This window comes from Acidobacteriota bacterium (genome assembly GCA_003225175.1).
Lineage (GTDB): Bacteria > Acidobacteriota > Terriglobia > Terriglobales > Acidobacteriaceae > Gp1-AA112.
In genome coordinates, this window is record QIBA01000037.1 from 153,742 (window position 1) to 174,022 (window position 20,281).

Here is a 20,281-nt window from a genome sequence, read left to right on the forward strand (position 1 = left end):
GGAGTCATCGCTCTGGTCAATGACAAGGGTGATTACTCCCGCAGCAGAGTACGCCTAGACAGCTGCGCTCAGTCTTCGATATCGGCGCCAGATCGCAACAACCGGCAGTGACAGGATTGCCAGCCAGATCAATATCGCCGGACCGAACTCGGCAAAGAAGAGAACAATTCCGAGAAGCGTCTCGGAGACATTCTGATAGCCGGCCACGAAGGCGTTATGGACACGAGTAGAAACCGATGGCGCGGGCGGATTTAACTGCGCTTTGTACTCTTCCGTAAGTTGCAGTTCGACAGTAGCGAAGTCGACGCGGTGCTCGAGCGCCTTCTGCTCGGCCTCCATCTCCTCAATCTCGCCGCGGACTCGTGCGATCTCTTGTTCGACCTTCAAAACATCCGTAACCTTTCCCGTACGCTGCTGCAATATCTCGCGCAAACGCTGCTCGGTTTCCCGGGAGTTTTTTAGCCGTGCCACTAGATCCTCGTGTTGCCGAGTCACTTCTTCGCCCGATTGCGATTCCCTTTCCACGCGGCCTAGCGTCTTCAGATCGCGAATGGTGGAAGAAAGCGCTGGAGCGGGAATCCGCAACGAAGCCTCCAGGCTGCGCGGAGAATTCTCGGTGGTACTGACATTCATCTGCGCCGAATACCCCTGATAGCGCGCCACGATAGCGTCGAGAGACGAGCGGGACGCGGCGAAGTCTCTCGTCATCATCGATAGCGCAACGGTGCGGGCGATCATAGGAGCGTCTTCAAGCCGCGGCGGCAGAACATCCTGCAACGCTTTTGCCGATTCTGGAGTCCCTATCAAGGCGCCCATCACGGCGCCATCTTTCTGCAGGCGGCCGATACTACCTCGAGTCACTACACGGTCACGGTCACCGCCTGTCCTCTGGTCCAGTCTCTCTGTGTGTTCTGCCGCAAAACCGTCGATTCGGTGCTGGGCAACTTGGCGACGCTCATATCGCATAGGTAAGAAGATCGCGAACAGCAACAGTGCCGACACTGCTGCCCCGCAGCCCAGGCCAGCCCACTGCTTCCAGCTCCAAAAGCTCGTACGAACGAAGAGGCCTGAGTTTCCGATCTCCGCGCCGGAACCTGCTTTGGCTGCGACCTCTGTGATCGAGTCCTCCAACCTCGTCGGAATTGCGGCGACTTTCCACGCCGAGAGGGCCTGGGAAGTAGTGCGCAGTTGCTCAGCAAGCCTGGCGCACTCAGCGCAATCTTCGATATGTGCTGAGATAGCTTGAGCCTCTGCAGCGGAGAGTTCGCCATCGAGAAGCTCCATGATCTCTTCCGGAGCTACATGTTGTGCGGTGATATTCATACACATCCCTCCGACGGCGTCAGCTCCGAAGCAGGCTTAGCCACCGGAGCTGCCAGTAAGTCGCGCAGAGCCATACGCGCGCGAAACAGGCGCGAGCGCACCGTATTCACCGGCATGTGCAGCACTTCTGCGATTTCGGCGTAGCTTAGCTGTTCAAATTCACGCAACAAAAGAACCTCCCGCTCGTGTCGCTCCAGCTTCCCTAGAGCCTCGCGCAACACAATCTCATGTGTGGCAGGTTCTGAAATGGGCTCGCGTGATTCGTGCGCTGTTCCCAGAAACGTCGCCCGAAAGGCTGCCTTGCGGCGATGAGCACGTAGGATCTTTAGGCCAATCGCATAGAGATAGGTTCGAAAGAGGGCGGACGGTTCATAGCGTGCCGAGCCGCGAAGCACGGCGAGAAAGGTTTCTTGTGTCAGCTCCTCCGCCTGCGCGGAATCGGCAAGGCGTCGCCGAAAGAATCCAAACAGCGGCTGCTTGTATCGTGAAAACAGTTCGGTGAATGCATCCTTCGAGCCTCGACAGAACGCGAGCATTAACAACTCATCGCTTTGCACCGTCGCAGTCTGCGCGTCAGGATGTTCGGGCGTAGGATTCATCGCCTTCTCTGGCCGCCTCCGAGTCTAGAACGAACGCCGGCATCGCATCTTGCATTCCATTCCAGTCACGTTCCACACACTTGTAATGTCACGGGACGGCAAAAAGTTCCTGGATCGATTTCGATTTCTTAAAGTAATCACCTTCGGGAAGGATGGCTGCGACATTCATGCAACCACCAAGTGCCAGGGGTTCTGCTTGTCCTTGATCCGGCAGCTGCTTATAGTTCTGGGGCAAACGATCCTGATCACATTTCCGAGTTGATGGTGAAAGAGAGCCAGACAAAGCTTCCGGAGCAAGTTCTTCGTCCTGATGAATCCTCTGCCCGCACCACGGGTGATCGCTTCGCCGTGGAGCTGCGGAGCTTCGGCCCACTGGGAATTCTGGCCATTCTCTTCATTCTCCTTACCGGCAACATTTCGATAGGAAAGGTGGTGTTGCCGCTGGGCGCTATCCTCGCACTCACTTGGAGGCACCTGTCGCGAACACCCTGGCACGAGATTGGATATATCAGGCCTCGGAGTTGGATCGGCGCAATCGTCCTTGGGATTGTGTTCGGGATGGCATTCAAGGTTGTGATGAAAGCGATTGTGATGCCACTGCTCGGAGCGGATCCCGTCAACCACGCGTACCACTACCTGGCTGCGAACAAAGCCGCTCTTCCGGGCGCAATCTGGATGATGTTTGCTGCAGGCTTCGGCGAGGAAACTGTTTACCGCGGCTACATGTTCGAACGCCTTGGCAAATTGTTCGGCACTAGCGCCCTGGCCCAGACCGCAATTGTGCTGCTGACCTCTCTATGGTTCGGAGTCGGACATTATGCGAACCAAGGCTTTGCCGGAGCCGAACAGGCGGCAATTGTCGGGCTCGTGTTCGGCTCTACTTATGCTTGCACTGGCCGGATCTTCATGGTGATGTGCGCGCATACTGCCTTCGATCTGACCGCGCTCGCGATGATTTATTGGAATCTTGAGTCGCGCGTTGCCCACTTACTATTCCGATGAGTTCAGATCATCCCGGGAATCCGTTTTGCATATCAAAAGATCTTTGAAATTGAATTCTCCGGGCATTCTCGTATAAGTTCTCCGCCACAAAGTTTCTCTCCTGAACAGCTGCGTTTTGCAGGAAACGAGCCCGGCAACAACACTCGTGGGCAGGCGATCCAGGATCCGCGACAAGTAGAGATGGTGGCGCGCTTCACCTTCTGATCTATGCTTTTGCATCTGGGAAAGACGCAGCATGCTGTGTCTCTCCCACTCCTGCCGACGCGCTAATCGCGGAACTCGAACCTAGCAGCTCCGAGATCAATACCCCAGCCAGGATGAGCGCAGCGCCAAGAACGGCGCGAAGACCGAGGTGCTCCCCGAGTACAACGTACGAAGTCATCCACGCGAAGACCGGCTCGAGCGATAGGATGAGCGCAGTTTGTGTGGGTGAAACAAACCGTTGTGCCCACGCCTGAATCGTGAATGCCGCCGCTGTTGCCAACAAACTCGTCAGCACAATTGCCCAAACTACTCGCGCTGACCACATGATATGTGGCTTCTCCAATAGAGGCGCGGTGATTCCCATAAGAACCGCGGCGATGGCGATCTGGAGGAATCCTATTTGCGCCAGTAAAAACCGTTCAGTTGCCCTGCCCAGAAAAATCACATGAAACGCAAAACTGACAGCACACCCGAGAGTGAGTACGTCTCCGCGGTTCACGCTCGCCCAGTTTCCTAGTGTACTTTCGCTTGCGGGAACACTAAGAAGGAAAAGACCGGCGAATGCTGCGAGTACCCCGAGCGCTGTCCATAAACTGGTTTTACGTCCCCAGAAAACCATAAGCAAAAGCGGGACGAGTATCACTGATATGCCTGTGATGAACGCGGACTTCGAGGCTGTCGTCAGGCGCAGGCCACTGGTCTGACACTCGTAACCCAGCCAGAGAAAGATTCCAGGCAGAGATCCAGCGAAGAATGCGGAGCGCGGAATTTTTCTGAGTTCTCGATGAAAGAAAATGCCGAGCGTGACTGCCGCCAGCGTCATGCGGATGAAATTAAAGAGCAAAGGACTAGCGTCGTGCTCAACGGCGTTCTTGACAATGACGAAGGTTGCTCCCCAGATGAACGTAATCAATATTAGGAGCGCGTGAGCTTTCACTGCTCTCGGCATGGCAGCAGAATAACAAGTACCATTGAGCTAGACGCTATATGCCGGGCATTGAACCAGAAATTCTTCCGCCACGACGAGTCCCTGCGCGCGGACTCAGCGACGAGCAACTCGACCATCTTGCCGGCGTCCTGGATGACATCTTTCACATTCCCGGAACTAAGATTCGCTTCGGGCTCGATCCCATTGTGGGACTCGTGCCGGGCTTGGGCGACATCATCTCGGGCCTACTGTCGTTCCTGATCGTCTTCGCCGCCTGGCAGCGCGGATTGCCTCGCGTAGCGATTATGCGCATGGTGGCCAACATCGGTATCGACACACTTACCGGAACAATACCCATCGTCGGCGATCTCTTCGACATGATGTGGAAGTCGAATCGCATGAATTACAACCTCCTCGTGCGCTATCGAGGAGGTACGCGCAAAGGCTTAGTGGCAAGGGATTGGCTGTTCTTTCTTCTGCTGCTCTTCTGCGCTGCGGCATTAGTGGTGCTGCCGATCGTGGTGATTGTCGCGGTGTTCCATTGGCTGCGGCAGTAGACAGTCCCCACGTTGCGCGTGCGTACGGCCATGTTCTGAGTGATTGGGCTTAGTTCTGTTGTGAAGCGCGATCCGCCAGACGGCGCAGCAGCATCCAGCGCGGATTCAAGTGGCGAGCGACGTCCGGCAGAAACTCCGTCATCAGATTCCACGCGGCATCAGAGCCGATGCTGATCGCTATACGGCCGGCGGCTGCGCCGGGCCCTTTCTCCCACTCTGGATGGTAGCTTCCTTCGAGGAGCGAGGAGGAAGTGGTGCCGAGAACTTCAGCAAAGTTGAGCATTCGCTTTCCCGAATCGGAGCGTGTCACGAACACGTACGCGAGCGCTTTCTCAATACGGGTATGGGTCGGGGCGCCGGGATCGCGATGGTAGTGTGGGTCCTGATGAAAGATGCTGGAGATCAGGAAGGTCGACATCAGTTCGCTGGTCGCTTGGCCAGCCATTGACGCGCCAAAACGTTGTCCGAAGCCGGCCGCCCCTGTGCGCAGCTTGGTGTGTCCTTGGATCGCGTCACCGAATTCGGAATCAAGTGCAGTGGTGATAATGGCAAACGGATCCGAGACGTTTGCCACCGCCAGCCGGAACTTTCCAGAAACACCCAGCGGCGGACCCTGTTCAGGTCCTTGAATCCTTTGAAGATCTTTCGAGGAGAATCCGTGCTCGAACTGCTCTTCAAGGTCGGCGAGCTTTGCGCAGTTGTCGCTCTCTGCAACAGCTGAATTGGGAATCACACCAGGATCGTAATTCGTGTTCGGAGATGCAGGCTGGTATACGTTCGTGGGTAGCTCGGCCGGAATCGCTGCAGCAAGAATGCAGGACAGGGAAATCGCTGCAGCTAAAACAAGGAGCGATCGAAGGCGACAGCGAATCATGGTCAATCCTGACCCGGCGAGCTTTAGGGGATCCGCAGCCGATTGCTAAACCTGTTATTAAGCATGGCTGCCCTACTTACAAGGTGACTCAGGTCACGGTAAGTTTCAGTAAAGAGTCGTTAAAGTGGGTAAACACCTGAGCAGACAGGAGATTGCAAACATCGCGGAGGCAGGGTTTGCTCTAGAGGTACATGTACCTTAGGGTGAGTCCCGGAGGGCTCAAGATGCCATTTGCTTAAGGTTCGGAGAGATGTTGAGCTTGGCTTCTGTCGCCTTCTGTACGTCATCTGGAGACAGTCCAGGCGCGATTTCCTCCAGCACTAGCCCGATGGAGGTCACCTTTATATAGGCCATTTCGGTAACGATCGTATCGACGACCTTTAAGCCCGTCAGCGGCAGAGTGCATTTGCGCAGGATCTTCGGTGCTCCTTCGCGGGTGGTGTGCTCCATGGCGACCACGACGCGACGCGCGCTGGCGACCAGATCCATGGCTCCTCCCATGCCCTTCACCATTTTCCCGGGGATCATCCAGTTCGCGATGTTGCCTTCCTGATCGACCTCCATTGCGCCAAGAACGCTGAAATCGATGTGTCCGCCACGGATCATCGCAAATGAATCTGCGCTGGAGAAGTAGGCAGTACCGGGAATCTCCGTCACAGTTTCTTTGCCAGCGTTGATCAAATCGGGATCTTCTTCACCCTCAAGCGGATATGGACCAATTCCGAGCATCCCGTTCTCGCTTTGCAGCACTACCTGCATCCCCGCGGGAACGTGGTTTGCGACCAGTGTCGGCATGCCGATTCCCAGGTTTACGTAGAAGCCATCGCGCAGCTCGCGGGCGATGCGACGCACGATGCGTTCGCGCTTTTCAGCGTCTTTGCTCTTGTCCGATTTTGGAGTAGTGCTCATGTCGGGTTCGATATCGTCTCAGTAGAATCAATCCAATGCGCAACTCACAAGGGACTACCTTATTGTTTCTTGCCGTTGCTGTAATCTTGTTCTTTTTCTCGCTGAGCCTGTTGCCTGCCGTGGAGTTTTACTGCCGCTTTCAACCTCCGGCGATGGTTCTATTGATTCTTCAAATCGCGTTGCTCGCAATTCGTACACGCGTTCCACGCGCCTTAGCAGATCGTGCGCTATGGATTGCTACATTCGTCTTCACTGTCCTCGGCGTTATCTTCAACGTTGCCCTCTTAGCGATGGCGCACAGCAAATGCTGATTCACCCAGGTAGAGAGGCAGAATTCTGCCTCTGATTATGCTAAGGACCACGGGATTCAACGGTGGGCGCAAAGCGCATCGTGTGACGTAGTATGCTGCGTCTCTAACGTTTTCGCACCGTTCTGCGCTCAATCCGCTTTTCGTATTTCTGTCCCTGGAAGATTCGCTTCACGTAAATGCTTGGCGTCATCACTTGGTCGGAATCGATTTCGCCTACCTCGACCAGGTGCTCCACTTCCACAATGGTGACCTTGGCCGCGGTGGCCATCATGGGAGAAAAGTTTCGCGCCGTTTTACGGAACACGAGATTCCCCCATTTATCTCCCTTCCAAGCCTTGATCAGTGCGAAGTCGGCGGTGAGTCCGCGCTCCATCACATAGGTGCGACTATCGAAATCGCGGGTTTCCTTCCCTTCTGCGACGACCGTACCTACTCCAGTTGGAGTAAAAAAAGCCGGAATGCCGGCGCCACCGGCGCGAATCCGCTCGGCGAATGTTCCCTGCGGCACTAGTTCCAGATCGAGCTTCCTGGTCAGAACCAGATCCTCAAGAAATTTATTTTCCCCGACGTATGTACCGATATGCCGCTTGATCTGCCCAGCCTCGAGCAGCAGTCCCAGTCCCCAATGATCAATCCCGACGTTGTTGCTGATGGTGATGAGGTTCTTCACTCCTCGGCGAACCATGGCAGCAATGAGGTTTTCCGGAATACCACAGAGCCCGAAGCCCCCAAACATCACGGTGGCTCCGTCTTGAATGTCGAAGACCGCCTCGTCGGCATTAGCGAAAACTTTGTTCATGGAACTCGGCAGAATATCAGACTCTTTTTCACCGCGGAGACACGGAGGCACGGAGAAAACAAGAATCAGAGAGGACAAAAAAACTGAAAAAGGTGAACGATCTACATTGGCGCCGAAAAGCAACTCCTGTGCTTCTCTGTGTCTGCGTCGTTAATCCGTCTTTTTAAATCGCGCAGCACGCTCGAACTCAGCACGCAGCTCGGGCGTGCGTAGATTCTCACGGATATGGGTTAATCGCTGCTCCAGCTTGAAGATTGCATCTTCGATGTTTCCCGCATTGGTCAGCGCGATATCACGCCACATGGAATAGGGACTCGCGGCGATGCGAGTCATCTCGCGCAGTGCTCTTCCCCCGACCTCCTGCATTTGGGTTCGTGTCACGTGGGCTTTTTCTTCTAGTTCTGCTTCATCATGAAGTGTGGCAGCGAATGCTGTTGAGAGCATTTGCGGCAGATGACTGGTCCATGCGACCAGACGATCGTGCTGTTCCGGAGAGAGATAAATGGTCTGCGTGTTCAGCGAGGCGATCAGAGTGATGTACTCGTGAGCTAAATCGTTGAGGTTTTCCCCATCAACAGTAAATATCCATGTGGAACCGGAAAACAGGGCGCGATCGGCGTTCTCGATTCCGGAATGCTCCTTGCCCGACATGGGATGTCCACCGAGAAAACGCGAGTTCACGCTGGCTCCGAATACAGATCTCGCGCGCTTGACAATTTCGACCTTCGTGCTGCCGACATCTGTAAGCAGAACGCTGCGTGGCAACATTGGCCCGAGGTTCTCAATCGAATCGATGATACCGCCTACGTTCGCCGAGAGAATGACAACATCGCTGCCCACGCATGCACGCGCGGGATTTTCAATGCCGGCATCAATGGCACCCATCTGCTCCGCCCTGGCGAGCACTCGCTGCTTGTCGGAACCGATCACGCGAATGCCCTTGTGGCGCAGACACAGACCCAACGAGCCGCCGATAAGTCCAGTGCCGACGATTGTGACTTGCTTAATCATCCGTGTGAATCGGTTCAGTGCCGCAATGCCGCTGGCTCTGCGCCGCGCTCGTTCGGGTGTGGTGGAGCGATGCGATTCGCAGTCACAAAGATGGGTTCAATATCCGTGGGAATGTGCGTGAGTCGATCAAGCCCGCGCTGTACTTCGGGACGAATCACGGCAAACGTGTCCAGCATCTTCTTCGCGCCTGCATAATCTCCCGTCGCCTCGAGGGTAAGGAACTCATGATCAAGATCGCGCACAGCCTGTTTGATCTTGCTGAAATCCACTGCGAACGTTCCGTCGGGATTGGCTTTGAAGCCACCTTTATCCAGGAGATAGTTCACCTGGATCGCCATCCCGCGCGCGTGAGCCTCCTTCAGCCCAAATCGCAAAGTGCGAAACGACGAAGCAAGAAACGTGGTGTAGAGGTTGCGCTCAGCTTGCTCTCCATGGGGAACAGTGGGACTGCTGTGGTCCATTAAGAACTGTAAGGCAAACAATCCGGTGATATCGGCTTTGGCCTCCTCGATCGCGCTGTAGAGTTCCTTCAACTCGAGCCGCGGATTCGTGCTGCGTCCGTTAATGGTGATCTGATGGGGTCCAATTCCGTGGGTGAGCTCGTGAGCGAGGATGTGCGTGAAAAATGATTCAAAATCGAGATATTGCCGGTCCGCCGCAGGCAGAACCTCTGCGGCAATCGGCTGCAGCACGCTTCGGAACTTCGCCTCCTGCACGTTCTTCAGCATCACGCGCTTGCTTCCCTTCTGCTGAATCACACGGTCGTCGTTCGGGAGGTTGTAGGCTGCGGTCTGCACGCCATGATTTCCATCGCCGGCTGAGAAGACCTGGTTCACAACGCGGATCGGGGATGAAGCTCCCAATTTGGGATTTCGGTATTGCGGATCTTCCGGAAGATTGTTCTCGATCTCCTGCAAATGTTCGGAGAACGAAGCCAGCTTCGCCGACTCCTGCTCGTCCCGGATGTTTACGTATGCCTCGTAAGCTGCCTTGTAGCCGAAGATTTCGTCGTTGTAGGTCTCATAAGGAGCGATGGTAATGTCGAGCGGCGCGTCGAGGTCCATCCACGCCAGGTCGCTTTCGTAGTAGTCGTTGGAGAGAAAGGCTGTGGCTCGTATCTCAAGAAACTTCTTGAGTGTTGCGTTGTCAGTGAGTGAGGCGGCTTCCTTTAGCAGCCGAGAGGCGCTCTCCAGATCGGCTCGATATTCCTGGCTGTACGGAACAATCTTGAGCTTGCGCGACGGGTCACGGCGAATCACCGTGAAGAACCCCTCCGCTTGCTCGCGTTGATCTGCCGGAAGACCCTTCACCCACGACTCGAACTCCGATTTCGTCATCTGTTCGGGATAGAAGTTTGCGCCGGGCAATTTCTTTGGCGGTACGCCAGGAACGAAGGCGATGTGCCCATCAATTTCTGACCACGGGCCTTTGTTGATCCAGAAGTAGTGGAGGCGCTCGCGTCCTAACTGGGATGTGTCCTTTTCGAGCTTAGCGAGTTCAGCGTGATTACCGGACCAGAGCTGCGTAAGAAAGATGTCGTTGATCAGGCGGCTCGCTTGTGTGAGCTGTACTAGTGCTTTCCGGTCGCCGTCGCTCAATCCGCTGGTATCCACTTCCAGCGGAGTCGGCGCAAAGCGCGCGGCCATCTTCTTGAGCTGCTCCGCATCCGGAAGCTTGGCCGCACTGTCATTCGTGCTGCGCGCTTTGGCTGCGCTCGCGGACTCTTTCTGCTGTGCCTGCATCGTGACCCCCAACATGATCGCGCAAACGATAGAAAGGATTCTCGGCATTCTCGAAAGCTCCAGAAGAAACCGACTATTATTGCAGTTTTGTACGAAAGCGTCTTCGCGCTCGAAACGGGGTTTCAGGTTCGAATTTCGAGGTTCGGCGCTCCTATATTGAGGCACACTCCCTCGATGCTGGCATCGCTCCAGCAGCATTCGCGCCTCTTATCACAAGATATGGCCAACATCCGCATTGGGACCTCCGGATGGCATTACAAGCACTGGGTAGGAAAATTCTATCCCTCGAAGTTTCCAGCGTCGAAGATGCTGGCCTACTACTACGAGCATTTCGACACCGTCGAGATCAACAACAGCTTCTATATGCTGCCCAAGATCGAAACGCTCGCTGGGTGGCGTGTGGCTACGCCGAAGAGCTTTGAATTTGCTATTAAAGCCAGCCGGTTTCTTACGCACAACAAAAAGCTCAAGGAGCCGGAGAACGCTTTGAATAATTTTCTTCCGCGTGCTGAGGCACTCGGCGAAAAACTCGGGCCGATTCTCTTCCAGTTACCTCCCAGATGGAGAATCAATTTGGAACGATTGGCGGAGTTCCTTGATGCGCTGCCGAAATATCACCGGTACACATTCGAGTTTCGTGAGCCGAGTTGGCTTGTGCCTCAGGTTTACGAGCTGCTGCGCAGGCACAACGCTGCATTCTGCATCTACGAACTGGCCGGCTTTCACTCTCCCATCGAGATCACTGCTGACTGGAGTTACGTCCGCCTTCATGGCCCAGGAGGCAAGTATCAGGGAAGCTACAGCGACAAGGTCCTGCGCGCCTGGGCCGACCGCATCGTCGATTGGAGCAAAGAGCTCAAGAGTGTCTACGTTTATTTCGACAACGATCAGGCAGGCTACGCGGCGTCCAATGGGCTAACGTTGAAAAAGTTTATTGCAGAAAACCTCGTGAAACGCAACGCGGCTTAATCCAACTCGCAATTCCTGAATTCAAGATTGCTAACGGAGTGTCCGGGCGGCCGTTAGTTCGATCGTCTCACTGCGATGCCTATGATTTCGAACCTCGCACCGAACAACAGCTGCCCTGAACCGAGGAAGGCGCGTGCCGGCAGATCTCCGGAAAAGTATTGCCGATAAACCAGGTTGAAGGTGTCGAAGAGAGAAACGTCTGAGCAAAAGATCTGGACGTAAACCAGGTCATTCATTCCAGCACCCGATTCCGTAAGCACGGAACGCACGCCATCGAGCATGAGCCGCGCCTCTTCGGCGGGATCATCCGGAACTTGCGTCGTCCCCGGCTTAAATCCGATGCGTCCTGCGAGGTAGATAGTGTCGCCGCTAATTACAGCGTCGCTGAAGGGCAAGTTCCCTCGCCGGTTCAGCAGATTGATGTAGTGTCTCTCGTTCTTGGTCATCAAGCTTCCTCCGTGAGATTGAAAAACTGTCTTCCAGCGTCGCCCTTTGGCCGATCCAATTGCGAACAACGGGCCACGGCGTACTTGATCATTTCGACAGCTGTTAAAATGCCCAGTCTTTTGAAACTGACGCAAAAAAATGCGAGGTGCAATAGATGCGAAAGCTGGTTCTGGTCCCAGCAGTCTTGATTTCCCTTCTCGCCTTTGGACAACAATCAAATCCGCCACGCCAACGCGTGGAGCGAACGCCGCCACCGAACACGCCCACAACGCAAACACCTACTGAGCAGCCTCCACAAACGCAGGAGCCACGCACGGCGCGCACTCCGCAAGCTGAGCAGGCTCCGGCGACTACGCCCTCAGCCCCCGCGCGTACCGAACCCTCAGAGGGCGAAGGACCGCAGATTCGTCCCATGCACTTCGACATGACCGAAGTTCCGCCGGTGCAGACTCATCACAGCATTCGCGTCGGCGGACGTGAACTCCGATACACAGCAACCGCGGGCAGACTGCCGATCAAAGATGCCGAGGGCAAGGTTGAGGCGGAAATGTTTTTCGTGGCGTACACGCTTGATGGAAGCGACCCAAGCACGCGGTCATTGACGTTCTCATTCAATGGCGGACCCGGCTCCGCTTCGATATGGCTGCATATGGGAGCGATGGGACCGCGCAAAGTGGTCCTACAACCGCAAGGATGGATGCCGCCAGCGCCCTACCGCCTCGAAGACAATCCGAACACTCCACTCGACAGGACCGATATCGTGATGGTCGACGCCATTGGCACCGGTTGGAGTCGTCCGGCGGATACCGCGGCAGCGCGCAAGTTCTGGAACATGCGCGGCGATATCGAAGCCTTTGGCGAGTTTATTCGTCTCTATCTGAGTCGCAACGAGCGCTGGTCGTCCCCGCTTTACTTATTCGGTGAAAGCTACGGCACAACGCGTTCTGCCGGAATTGCAGGCTATCTGGCGAATCGCGGCATCTCCTTCAACGGAATCGTCCTGCTCTCCACAGTGTTGAGTTTCGAGACACTGGAATTCGCGAAGACCAATGACGTTCCGTTTCCGCTCATTCTTCCCAGCTTCACTTGGATCGCCGGGTATCACAAGAAGCTGCCGTCTGATTTGCAGGGCGACGTTGCCAAAGCAGCGCAGGAGGCGCGCGACTGGGCGCTCGGCGAATATTGGGCCGCTCTGAACAAAGGCGACGCGCTCACTCCGCAGGAGCATGCCAACATCGTGGACAAACTTGCGCGCTACACCGGTCTGAGCAAGCAAATCATTGAGTGGGCGAATCTCCGAATCGACGTGCGCACCTTTACGCACTACTTACTGTCAGATCAGAAATTGCACGTTGGACGTCTCGATGGGCGCTACACCGGTCCGGATCCCGACGGATTCATGGATACGCCCTTCTATGATCCGACGAGTTCCCAAACTGGTCCTCCTTTCACCTCGGTCTTCAACGACTATGTACGCCGCGAGTTGAATTACAAAACCGACATGCCTTATTGGACATCGGCGCAGCAATCAGGAAACTTTCGCTGGAGTTGGAGTGGAGTGGAAGGCTTTGGCGGGGGGTATCCCGACACAGCTTCTGCTCTCCGTCAGGCGATTGTGAAGAATCCATATCTTCGCGTGCTGGTGATGGAGGGCCATTATGACTTGGCGACTCCTTACGCCGCGGCGGAATACACGATGGATCACCTTGACCTTACGCCGCAGTACCACAAGAATATCTCGTACACGCAATACGAGTCGGGACATATGGTGTACCTGGACTCGCAGTCGCACGCGAAGATGAAGCAGGACTTTGTGAATTTCATTGATGCGACTATGCAGAAGAGTCGGTGACCAGGATTTTGTGTCGGTACGGTCTGCAGCAGACGGTCACCGCGCACGGACCCGCTACCGCAGGCGGTACTGACTTAGATACTTCTTCCTACAGCGGGCGCAATCATGCGCAACTCGTCCATTAACTGTGAGAACTGCGTGGGATATAACGACTGCGGACCATCCGACAAAGCCTTGTCAGGATCAGGGTGGACTTCGATCAGGAGCGCATCGCAGCCAGCCGCGAGCGCGGCGCGCGCCATCGGTGCAACTTTATCCCGGCGGCCGGTGCCATGCGATGGATCGGCAGTCATGGGCAGGTGTGATAGTTTCTTCACAATGGGAATGGCAGAGATGTCCATCGTGTTACGGGTATAAGTTTCGAAGGTGCGAATGCCGCGTTCGCATAGAATCACGTCGTAGTTTCCGCCGGCTAAAATGTACTCCGCCGAAAGCAGCATCTCCTCTATAGTCGCTGCGATTCCCCGCTTCAACAGGACCGGCTTTCGAATTTTTCCGAGTTCGCGCAGCAGATTGAAGTTTTGCATGTTCCGCGCTCCGAGTTGAAAGAGATCCACATAAGGCAACATGAGCTCAATTTGGCCGATCTCCATGACTTCGGTGACGACGAGAAGTTTGAACCGGTCGCCGGCTTCGCGCAGCAGCTTTAGTCCTTCGACTCCCATGCCCTGGAAGGAATAAGGCGAGCTTCGAGGTTTAAAGGCGCCTCCTCGGAGAAACTTTGCGCCTGCCTTTGCGACTTGCTCCGCCGCTGACAGCAGTTGCTCGCGTGACTCCACGGAACAGGGGCCAGCCATCACTACAACTTCGCTCCCGCCGATGCTTACTCCGTTTGCGAACTTGACGATTGTGCCATCCGGACGAAAAGTTCGTCCGACAAGCTTGTATGGGGCACTGATGCGGTGAACCTGCTGGACAGCTTCGAGCAGTTCAATCTCGCGGATATCGAAATCGACCTTCGCGCCCACTGCGCCTAATACTGTCTGCTGCTCGCCGGTGGAACGATGCACTTCAAATCCACGAGTGACGAGGCGCTCGATTACTTTATCGATCTGCTGCTCCGTCGCACCCGGTTGCATGGCAATAATCATTGTTAGAAAGCCTTTACGAAATTTTGTGCCGGCGATTTCGCCTGTGACTTGTGTTACTACTCGTTCACTTCTAAATCGAACTCGGTTTCTCCCGAAGATGGCGCCTTCTGCCGATGGATCTCCTGCTGCTGCAGCTTGCGCATAACATCGATGATTCGCTCGAATACATGCTGAACCTCGCTATCGGGTAATGGACCCCTATTTGCCTTCTTCACCGCCTCCAGAATCTTCTTTTCGCGCTCCGGTTCGTAAATGGGAAGATTCGTATTGTTCTTAAGCTTGCCGATCTCTCGCGCGGCCGCGGCGCGCTGGTTGATCAGCTCAACGAGTTTGAGGTCCATTTCATCGATTTTCGTACGCCAGTCTTCTATAGTCATTTCGTTAACGCCCCGCTTTGCGCGACCGACTTCTCTGTGCGCAGTCCGCGGATAAAGTTTGCCACGGGCTCCGCGGAATTGCGCCCGTGTTTCTCCACGATGTTTACAATTGCACTGCCGATTACGGCTGCATCAGCAAACTCACCGACCGCCTGAAATTGTTGTGCGTTAGAGATTCCAAATCCGACTGCGATTGGCATCGAACTGAAGCGCCGAACGCGTGCGACGAGCTGGGCGGCGTCGGCTGCGATCTGCTGTTGCTCGCCAGTAATGCCGGTTCGCGACAACGCGTAAACAAAGCCGCGCGACTGCTCTGCGATTGTCTTAAGGCGAGCATCTGTGCTTGTGGGAGCCACCAGAAATACCGTCGCCAGGTTGTGAGCATGCATCGTCTCTATGTACTCGGTCGCCTCTTCGATCGTGAGATCGGTGATGAGCGCTCCGTCGATTCCGGCAGAGGTCAGTTGTTGCGTAAACGAACTAATCCCTACGCGCAGAACCGGATTTAGGTAGGAGAAGATGATCAGTCCCGCCTTGGGCCGGGCCTTGCGGAGTTCCGCTCCAAGAGCAATACACTGCGTGAGAGAGGTTCCACAGCGCAACGCGCGCTCGCTTGCTCTTTGAATCACGGGACCATCGGCGACAGGATCACTGAATGGGATTCCTAACTCGAGCACGTCTGCACCGGCGTCGATGGCTGCCAGCGCCACGGCGCGCGAGGTCGCGAGGTCAGGATCTCCGCAAGTGAGATAGGCCACCAGTCCCGGTTGGTTCTCGAAGGCAATCATGGATTCAGAGTTTCAACTCTTTTGTGAGAATCCCCATGTCCTTGTCGCCACGGCCGGAGACGTTCACAATGACGATTTCATCTTGGTTCATGGCGGGCGCGCGACGAATGCATTCGGCCACAGCGTGCGCCGACTCGAGCGCGGGCACAATTCCTTCGGTGCGGGCTAGCGTTACACAAGCTTCAAGAGCTTCAGCATCGGACGCGGCCACGTACTCGGCGCGACCGGAATCGTGCAACGCCGCGTGCTCGGGACCGATGGATGGATAGTCAAGTCCAGCGGAAACCGAATGCGTGGTCGCGATCTGTCCCGCATCATCCTGGAGAACGTAGGAATAAGTTCCCTGCAGGACTCCGGGCGATCCTCCGCGAAAACGCGCTGCATGTTCGCCCAGATCAGAACCACGTCCGCCAGCTTCAACCCCAATCAGCCTCACCTGTTGATCGGGAAGGAATTCGTAGAACGCGCCCATTGCATTCGAGCCACCGCCGACGCAGGCAATCACCGCGCTCGGAAGTCGGCCGACCTGGGCAAGAATCTGCTCGCGCGCTTCGCGCCCAATGCAACGATGAAAATCTCGGACCATTACGGGGTATGGATGAGCGCCCAGCACCGATCCGAGCAGGTAGTGCGTGGTTCGCACATTTGTGACCCAATCGCGCATCGCTTCGTTGATGGCATCCTTAAGTGTGCAGGAACCTGAGTTCACGGCGCGCACCTCGGCTCCCAGCAGGCGCATGCGAAAGACGTTCAGCTCCTGGCGTCGCATATCCTCGCTGCCCATGTAGACCACGCAATCGAATGCAAACAGTGCGCACACGGTGGCGCTCGCAACTCCGTGCTGCCCTGCTCCGGTTTCGGCGATGATGCGGCGCTTGCCCATGCGGCGCGCCAGCAGAGCCTGTCCGATGCAGTTGTTGATCTTGTGCGCGCCGGTGTGAAGGAGATCTTCGCGTTTGAGGTAAATGCGCGCGCCGCCTAGCTTCTTAGTTAGCCTGGCGGCATAGAAGAGAGGAGTGGGACGCCCGGCGTATTGGTGGAGCAGCTGTTCGAACTCATTTTGAAATTCCTGGTCCTGCTTGGCGTTCTCATACGCAGCTTCGAGTTCTTCGAGCGCGGCCATCAGCGTTTCTGGAACATAGCGTCCGCCGTAAGGACCAAATCGACCGGCTCGCGCGAGTGTGCCGAAAGGTTCTATTTGCACTTCTCTCATCGCCTTCGTTCCTTCTGCAGGACTTTTGCTGTAGCAGCGTCGAACTGGCGCACGGCATCGATAAACTGTGTAACCAGTCCCGGGTGCTTGCGGCCTGGATAAGACTCGACTCCTGTTAGAACATCAACTCCCCATGGCTGAAGAATGTCTAGCGCGGCTCGGACGTTTTCGGCATTAAGACCGCCAGCGACGATGACTGGCTCGCGCAATTGCTTGATCATAGGCTGGGCTTCGCGCCACGCGAACGTCTTCCCGGTACCTCCGCGCTGTGAGCCGCGCGCGCTGTCAATTAGCCAGAAGTCAGGCTTATGGTTGCGTAGCTTAGTGAATCCATCTGCGTGGATTACCTTCACGATCTTTATGCCCGGTAAATCCTTTCTGATTTCAGCAACGTAACCAGCGTCTTCCTCTCCATGGAGTTGCACGGCTGAAAATTTGCAGAAACGTGCGGTCTTCACAACGGTCTCGATGTGCTCATTCACGAACACTCCAACGGTTTCTATGCCCTTCGGAACAATCGTTCCGATTGAATACGCGTCGGTATCGGTCACCTGACGCGGGCTTTGGGCCATTACAAAGCCCAACGCGTTCGCGCCGGCGCGAATTGCGATATCGGCGTCTCGCCCATTGGTCGTTCCGCAGATCTTGATCCAGGTCACTGCTTTGCGACCTCGTGCTTCCCGGCGAATTGCGCCGCCTCGGCGCGCAACTTGCGCAATGCGTCACCCGGACTTGGCTGGCGCATGAGAGATTCGCCGATGAGAAATGCGTGATATCCCATCCCGCGCAGGCGTGCAACTTCCGCACCAGTGTGAATCCCGCTTTCCGCTACGCGCACAGCGTTGAGGGGAATTTTTGCGTTGAGCCGGGCGCTGGTCTCCAGCGAAACCTGAAATGTACGAAGGTCACGATTGTTGACGCCGATTATTCCGAAGCCTGCAGCTAGCGCCCGCTGTAGCTCCTGCTCATCGTGCACCTCGCAAAGAATGTCCAGCTCCAAATTGAGTGCCGAAGCTGACAACGTGCGCAGTTCGGAATCTGAGAGCGCCGCCACGATCAACAAGGCGGCGTCGCCGCCGTAGGCTCGCGCCTCGAGTAATTGGATTTCATCGACGATGAAATCCTTTCGCAGACATGGAATCTTCACGCGCTCTGAAGCGATACGCAAGTTTTGGAGTGCGCCTTGAAAGTGCTTCTCTTCCGTCAGAACCGAGAGCGCTGCCGCGCCTGCGTCGGCCATTTCTGGAGCCAGCTCGGCCACCGAAAAGTCGTCGCGAATCAAGCCACGTGAGGGCGAGGCCTTCTTTAACTCGGCAATTACGCCTGGGCCATTCGCGTCGGCTCGCAGCAATGCCTGTCGGAAGCCTCGCGGCTTATGATTGGCAGCCATTTTCTCCAGCTCGCGAAGACGAGAGGGACTCACGCCCGCAGATAATCTCGCCCGCGTTTGAGAAAGGATTTGCTGAAGAATGGAGGCCATGCTGGATTAATTGAACTAGTTTGTACGGCAGGTTGTTGAGCTTATGCTCGGTAAATCACGATTGTGGCAGGATCAAAATCGCCAATATCGATAATACGAGACGCAGGAACGCCAGCAGCAGGAAGGCGCGAGTCTCAGGTCGAGGGGAAGCATTGCACGTCATTATGAGGCAATGGAGCCTCTGCGAGCAACCAGCGAACACGGTTTTCTGGGACTTATTGCGCGGTGAGTGAAAGGGCGCGGCAGGTTCGCGAAAGCTCCTGTGCGGCATCATGGTGCACGCTGCGAAGTTCCATCCCATACCGATTTCCAGAACGGCTGCGCACCATGCCAATCAACTTTAGAGCTTTGCGGGAAAATGGCAGTGTGAATTCCAGCTGCAATTGCTGCCCTTCCTCAAACTCAGCGGGAGCATACATCGAGAGACCTCGTTCGCTGAGATCGTGAGCCCTGCCCTGAAAAATCGAGCCGCTGGCGGATCCGGTGGTCACACGCACGCTGAAATCAACCTTGAATCGAGGCGCCTGCCGTTCGGCTGACTTGCCAAATCGCGTCTGTATGCTGGCGAGGTCTGCCCTCATGCCATGAGTATGAAGTACAACATTTGTGGAATCAATGCACTTTCGTAACCAGTCATTTCCCAAATTGGAGATAACAGTAGCTTATTAAGTCTCACGAAGAGGGCGTTGTCTCAGCACCGCAACCACGCCTGTGAGCACGAGCGCCATGCCGAGAATTACTTGAATCGGGAGCCTTTCCCCGCCAAGTGACCATCCAAGGAGCACCGCGATTACAGGATTTACATAGGCATAGCTCGCCACCCGCGTCGGCTGATCGTGTCCTAGCAGCCAGACGTAGGCGGTAAAGGCAACGATTGACGCGCCGAGCACCAGGTACAGCATCGAAAAGATCACATGTCCATCGACTCTGCGTAAGGAAAAGCGGTTCAGATCGCCGACCGCAGCAGAGACCAAACTGAGCGTTACTCCCCCCAGGATCATCTGAATGCTCGCGGCCATGGGCTTGGATGAGGGGAGGGGCAGCCGTTGCGACCAGATTGTGCCCACCGCCCACGCGAGTGTTCCAAAAAGCAGCGCGGCTAGAGGCAGCAATTCAATTGGACCTGATACATCTCCAGGTGTCAGGCTCAGTGCAACGACACCAGCGACTCCGCAGGCGGTGCCGATGATCAGTGACGCGGATATGCGCGAGCGAGAACGCATTGACTCGAATACAGCGATCCAAACTGGAATCAACGCCGACACGATGGCCGCGATGCCCGAATCGACACGTTGCTCCGCCCAAAAGAGTGGCCCGTAGTTGCAAGCGAACATCCCCACTCCTAAGAAAAGGGCGCTGCGCCATTCACGAGCATTCGGAAGCTGGGTGCCGCGCAGTACTGCCCACAGGAATAGAATCAGACCCGCACTCAGAAAGCGTACTCCGGCTGCGAGGAGCGGCGGGGCTGCAGCAACGATGACGCGAATGGCTAAGAAGGACGCTCCCCACAAGAAATAAATAGCGCAGTAAGCCAGAACCCGAATGACGTTGGAGGGAGCAGTGGCCACCGCCGGAGTTGAAGACATACACCATGTTAGCTGGCCCGGTATCTAACAAAAACGTGCGCATTAGGATCGCTGATCTTGTTCCCGTGCACGTGTCTGTTCGCGCAGGCATCGAAACGTGGAGCACGCCTACTTGTTTGAGCTCGGACGCGCTGTCTTCGTAGGCGCCGCTCATGACACAGTCTCCTCCGCCAACCCACGAGGCGAGATCGACGTATATGGACTGAGCTTAGATTCTCC

Annotated in this window: 22 protein-coding genes; 5 read left to right on the forward strand and 17 right to left on the reverse strand. The window is 55.8% G+C overall.

Annotation, left to right across the window (positions count from 1 at the left end; translation table 11 throughout):
* Window positions 1-54 precede the first annotated feature (54 nt).
* Both DMG62_07910 and DMG62_07915 read right to left on the reverse strand, forming a co-directional pair.
* Entirely contained in the window at window positions 55-1,329 is a 1,275-nt protein-coding gene (locus DMG62_07910) for a hypothetical protein (GenBank protein ID PYY23581.1), read from the reverse strand.
* A complete protein-coding gene (locus DMG62_07915) occupies window positions 1,320-1,922 on the reverse strand; it encodes an RNA polymerase (GenBank protein PYY23582.1) in 603 nt (200 codons plus the stop codon). The genes DMG62_07910 and DMG62_07915 overlap by 10 nt, the downstream gene beginning before the upstream one ends.
* Window positions 1,923-2,102: 180 nt before the next feature.
* On the opposite strand from DMG62_07915, the gene DMG62_07920 reads away from it, so the two are divergent.
* Window positions 2,103-2,924, forward strand: coding sequence for a hypothetical protein (locus DMG62_07920; protein PYY23583.1), 822 nt, complete (start codon window positions 2,103-2,105; stop codon window positions 2,922-2,924).
* 205 nt (window positions 2,925-3,129) lie between these two features.
* Here the strand turns inward: DMG62_07920 and DMG62_07925 are convergent, their stop codons facing one another.
* On the reverse strand, window positions 3,130-4,077 hold the full coding sequence (locus tag DMG62_07925; protein PYY23584.1) for an EamA family transporter: 948 nt from the start codon (window positions 4,075-4,077) through the stop codon (window positions 3,130-3,132).
* A 38-nt stretch (window positions 4,078-4,115) separates the two neighbouring features.
* Here DMG62_07925 and DMG62_07930 point away from each other — a divergent pair, with 38 nt between their 5' ends.
* Entirely contained in the window at window positions 4,116-4,613 is a 498-nt protein-coding gene (locus tag DMG62_07930) for a DUF4112 domain-containing protein (protein PYY23585.1), read from the forward strand.
* Window positions 4,614-4,662: 49 nt separating this feature from the next.
* Here the strand turns inward: DMG62_07930 and DMG62_07935 are convergent, their stop codons facing one another.
* The gene (locus DMG62_07935; protein ID PYY23586.1) at window positions 4,663-5,487 is read right to left on the reverse strand and encodes a hypothetical protein; all 825 of its coding nucleotides are present in this window, start codon (window positions 5,485-5,487) and stop codon (window positions 4,663-4,665) included.
* Between the two features lie 219 nt (window positions 5,488-5,706).
* Complete coding sequence (locus tag DMG62_07940) at window positions 5,707-6,396, reverse strand: succinyl-CoA--3-ketoacid-CoA transferase (protein ID PYY23587.1); 690 nt, start codon at window positions 6,394-6,396, stop codon at window positions 5,707-5,709.
* A gap of 35 nt (window positions 6,397-6,431) precedes the next feature.
* Here DMG62_07940 and DMG62_07945 point away from each other — a divergent pair, with 35 nt between their 5' ends.
* Entirely contained in the window at window positions 6,432-6,707 is a 276-nt protein-coding gene (locus DMG62_07945) for a hypothetical protein (GenBank protein ID PYY23588.1), read from the forward strand.
* Window positions 6,708-6,810: 103 nt separating this feature from the next.
* Here the strand turns inward: DMG62_07945 and DMG62_07950 are convergent, their stop codons facing one another.
* From DMG62_07950 to DMG62_07960, 3 genes are all read right to left on the reverse strand, one after another.
* Window positions 6,811-7,506 (reverse strand): succinyl-CoA--3-ketoacid-CoA transferase, encoded by a 696-nt coding sequence (locus DMG62_07950; GenBank protein ID PYY23640.1) that lies wholly within the window; start codon window positions 7,504-7,506, stop codon window positions 6,811-6,813.
* A gap of 150 nt (window positions 7,507-7,656) precedes the next feature.
* Window positions 7,657-8,517 (reverse strand): prephenate dehydrogenase/arogenate dehydrogenase family protein, encoded by an 861-nt coding sequence (locus DMG62_07955; protein PYY23589.1) that lies wholly within the window; start codon window positions 8,515-8,517, stop codon window positions 7,657-7,659.
* A gap of 14 nt (window positions 8,518-8,531) precedes the next feature.
* Entirely contained in the window at window positions 8,532-10,307 is a 1,776-nt protein-coding gene (locus DMG62_07960; protein PYY23590.1) for a hypothetical protein, read from the reverse strand.
* A 126-nt stretch (window positions 10,308-10,433) separates the two neighbouring features.
* Here DMG62_07960 and DMG62_07965 point away from each other — a divergent pair, with 126 nt between their 5' ends.
* Window positions 10,434-11,228, forward strand: a complete 795-nt coding sequence (locus DMG62_07965; protein ID PYY23591.1) for a DUF72 domain-containing protein — start codon at window positions 10,434-10,436, stop codon at window positions 11,226-11,228.
* Between the two features lie 53 nt (window positions 11,229-11,281).
* Here the strand turns inward: DMG62_07965 and DMG62_07970 are convergent, their stop codons facing one another.
* Window positions 11,282-11,674, reverse strand: a complete 393-nt coding sequence (locus DMG62_07970) for a RidA family protein (protein ID PYY23592.1) — start codon at window positions 11,672-11,674, stop codon at window positions 11,282-11,284.
* Between the two features lie 155 nt (window positions 11,675-11,829).
* Here DMG62_07970 and DMG62_07975 point away from each other — a divergent pair, with 155 nt between their 5' ends.
* On the forward strand, window positions 11,830-13,527 hold the full coding sequence (locus DMG62_07975; GenBank protein ID PYY23593.1) for a peptidase S10: 1,698 nt from the start codon (window positions 11,830-11,832) through the stop codon (window positions 13,525-13,527).
* Window positions 13,528-13,601: 74 nt separating this feature from the next.
* Here DMG62_07975 and aroF read toward each other — a convergent pair whose 3' ends face one another.
* The 8 genes from aroF to DMG62_08015 form a co-directional block, all read right to left on the reverse strand.
* Complete coding sequence (aroF, locus tag DMG62_07980; protein ID PYY23594.1) at window positions 13,602-14,618, reverse strand: 3-deoxy-7-phosphoheptulonate synthase; 1,017 nt, start codon at window positions 14,616-14,618, stop codon at window positions 13,602-13,604.
* Window positions 14,619-14,674: 56 nt separating this feature from the next.
* Window positions 14,675-14,995, reverse strand: a complete 321-nt coding sequence (locus DMG62_07985; protein ID PYY23595.1) for a chorismate mutase — start codon at window positions 14,993-14,995, stop codon at window positions 14,675-14,677.
* Window positions 14,992-15,783: a tryptophan synthase subunit alpha gene (locus DMG62_07990; protein ID PYY23596.1), complete on the reverse strand. Its 792-nt coding sequence runs from the start codon at window positions 15,781-15,783 to the stop codon at window positions 14,992-14,994. Before DMG62_07990 ends, DMG62_07985 begins: the two co-directional genes overlap by 4 nt.
* A 4-nt stretch (window positions 15,784-15,787) precedes the next feature.
* Complete coding sequence (gene trpB, locus DMG62_07995; protein PYY23597.1) at window positions 15,788-16,996, reverse strand: tryptophan synthase subunit beta; 1,209 nt, start codon at window positions 16,994-16,996, stop codon at window positions 15,788-15,790.
* Window positions 16,993-17,715, reverse strand: a complete 723-nt coding sequence (locus tag DMG62_08000; protein PYY23598.1) for an N-(5'-phosphoribosyl)anthranilate isomerase — start codon at window positions 17,713-17,715, stop codon at window positions 16,993-16,995. The genes trpB and DMG62_08000 overlap by 4 nt, the downstream gene beginning before the upstream one ends.
* Entirely contained in the window at window positions 17,652-18,476 is an 825-nt protein-coding gene (locus DMG62_08005; protein ID PYY23599.1) for an indole-3-glycerol phosphate synthase TrpC, read from the reverse strand. Before DMG62_08005 ends, DMG62_08000 begins: the two co-directional genes overlap by 64 nt.
* Before the next feature lie 215 nt (window positions 18,477-18,691).
* Window positions 18,692-19,057, reverse strand: coding sequence for a hypothetical protein (locus DMG62_08010; GenBank protein PYY23600.1), 366 nt, complete (start codon window positions 19,055-19,057; stop codon window positions 18,692-18,694).
* A gap of 84 nt (window positions 19,058-19,141) precedes the next feature.
* Complete coding sequence (locus tag DMG62_08015; GenBank protein ID PYY23601.1) at window positions 19,142-20,062, reverse strand: hypothetical protein; 921 nt, start codon at window positions 20,060-20,062, stop codon at window positions 19,142-19,144.
* Window positions 20,063-20,281: the final 219 nt, after the last annotated feature.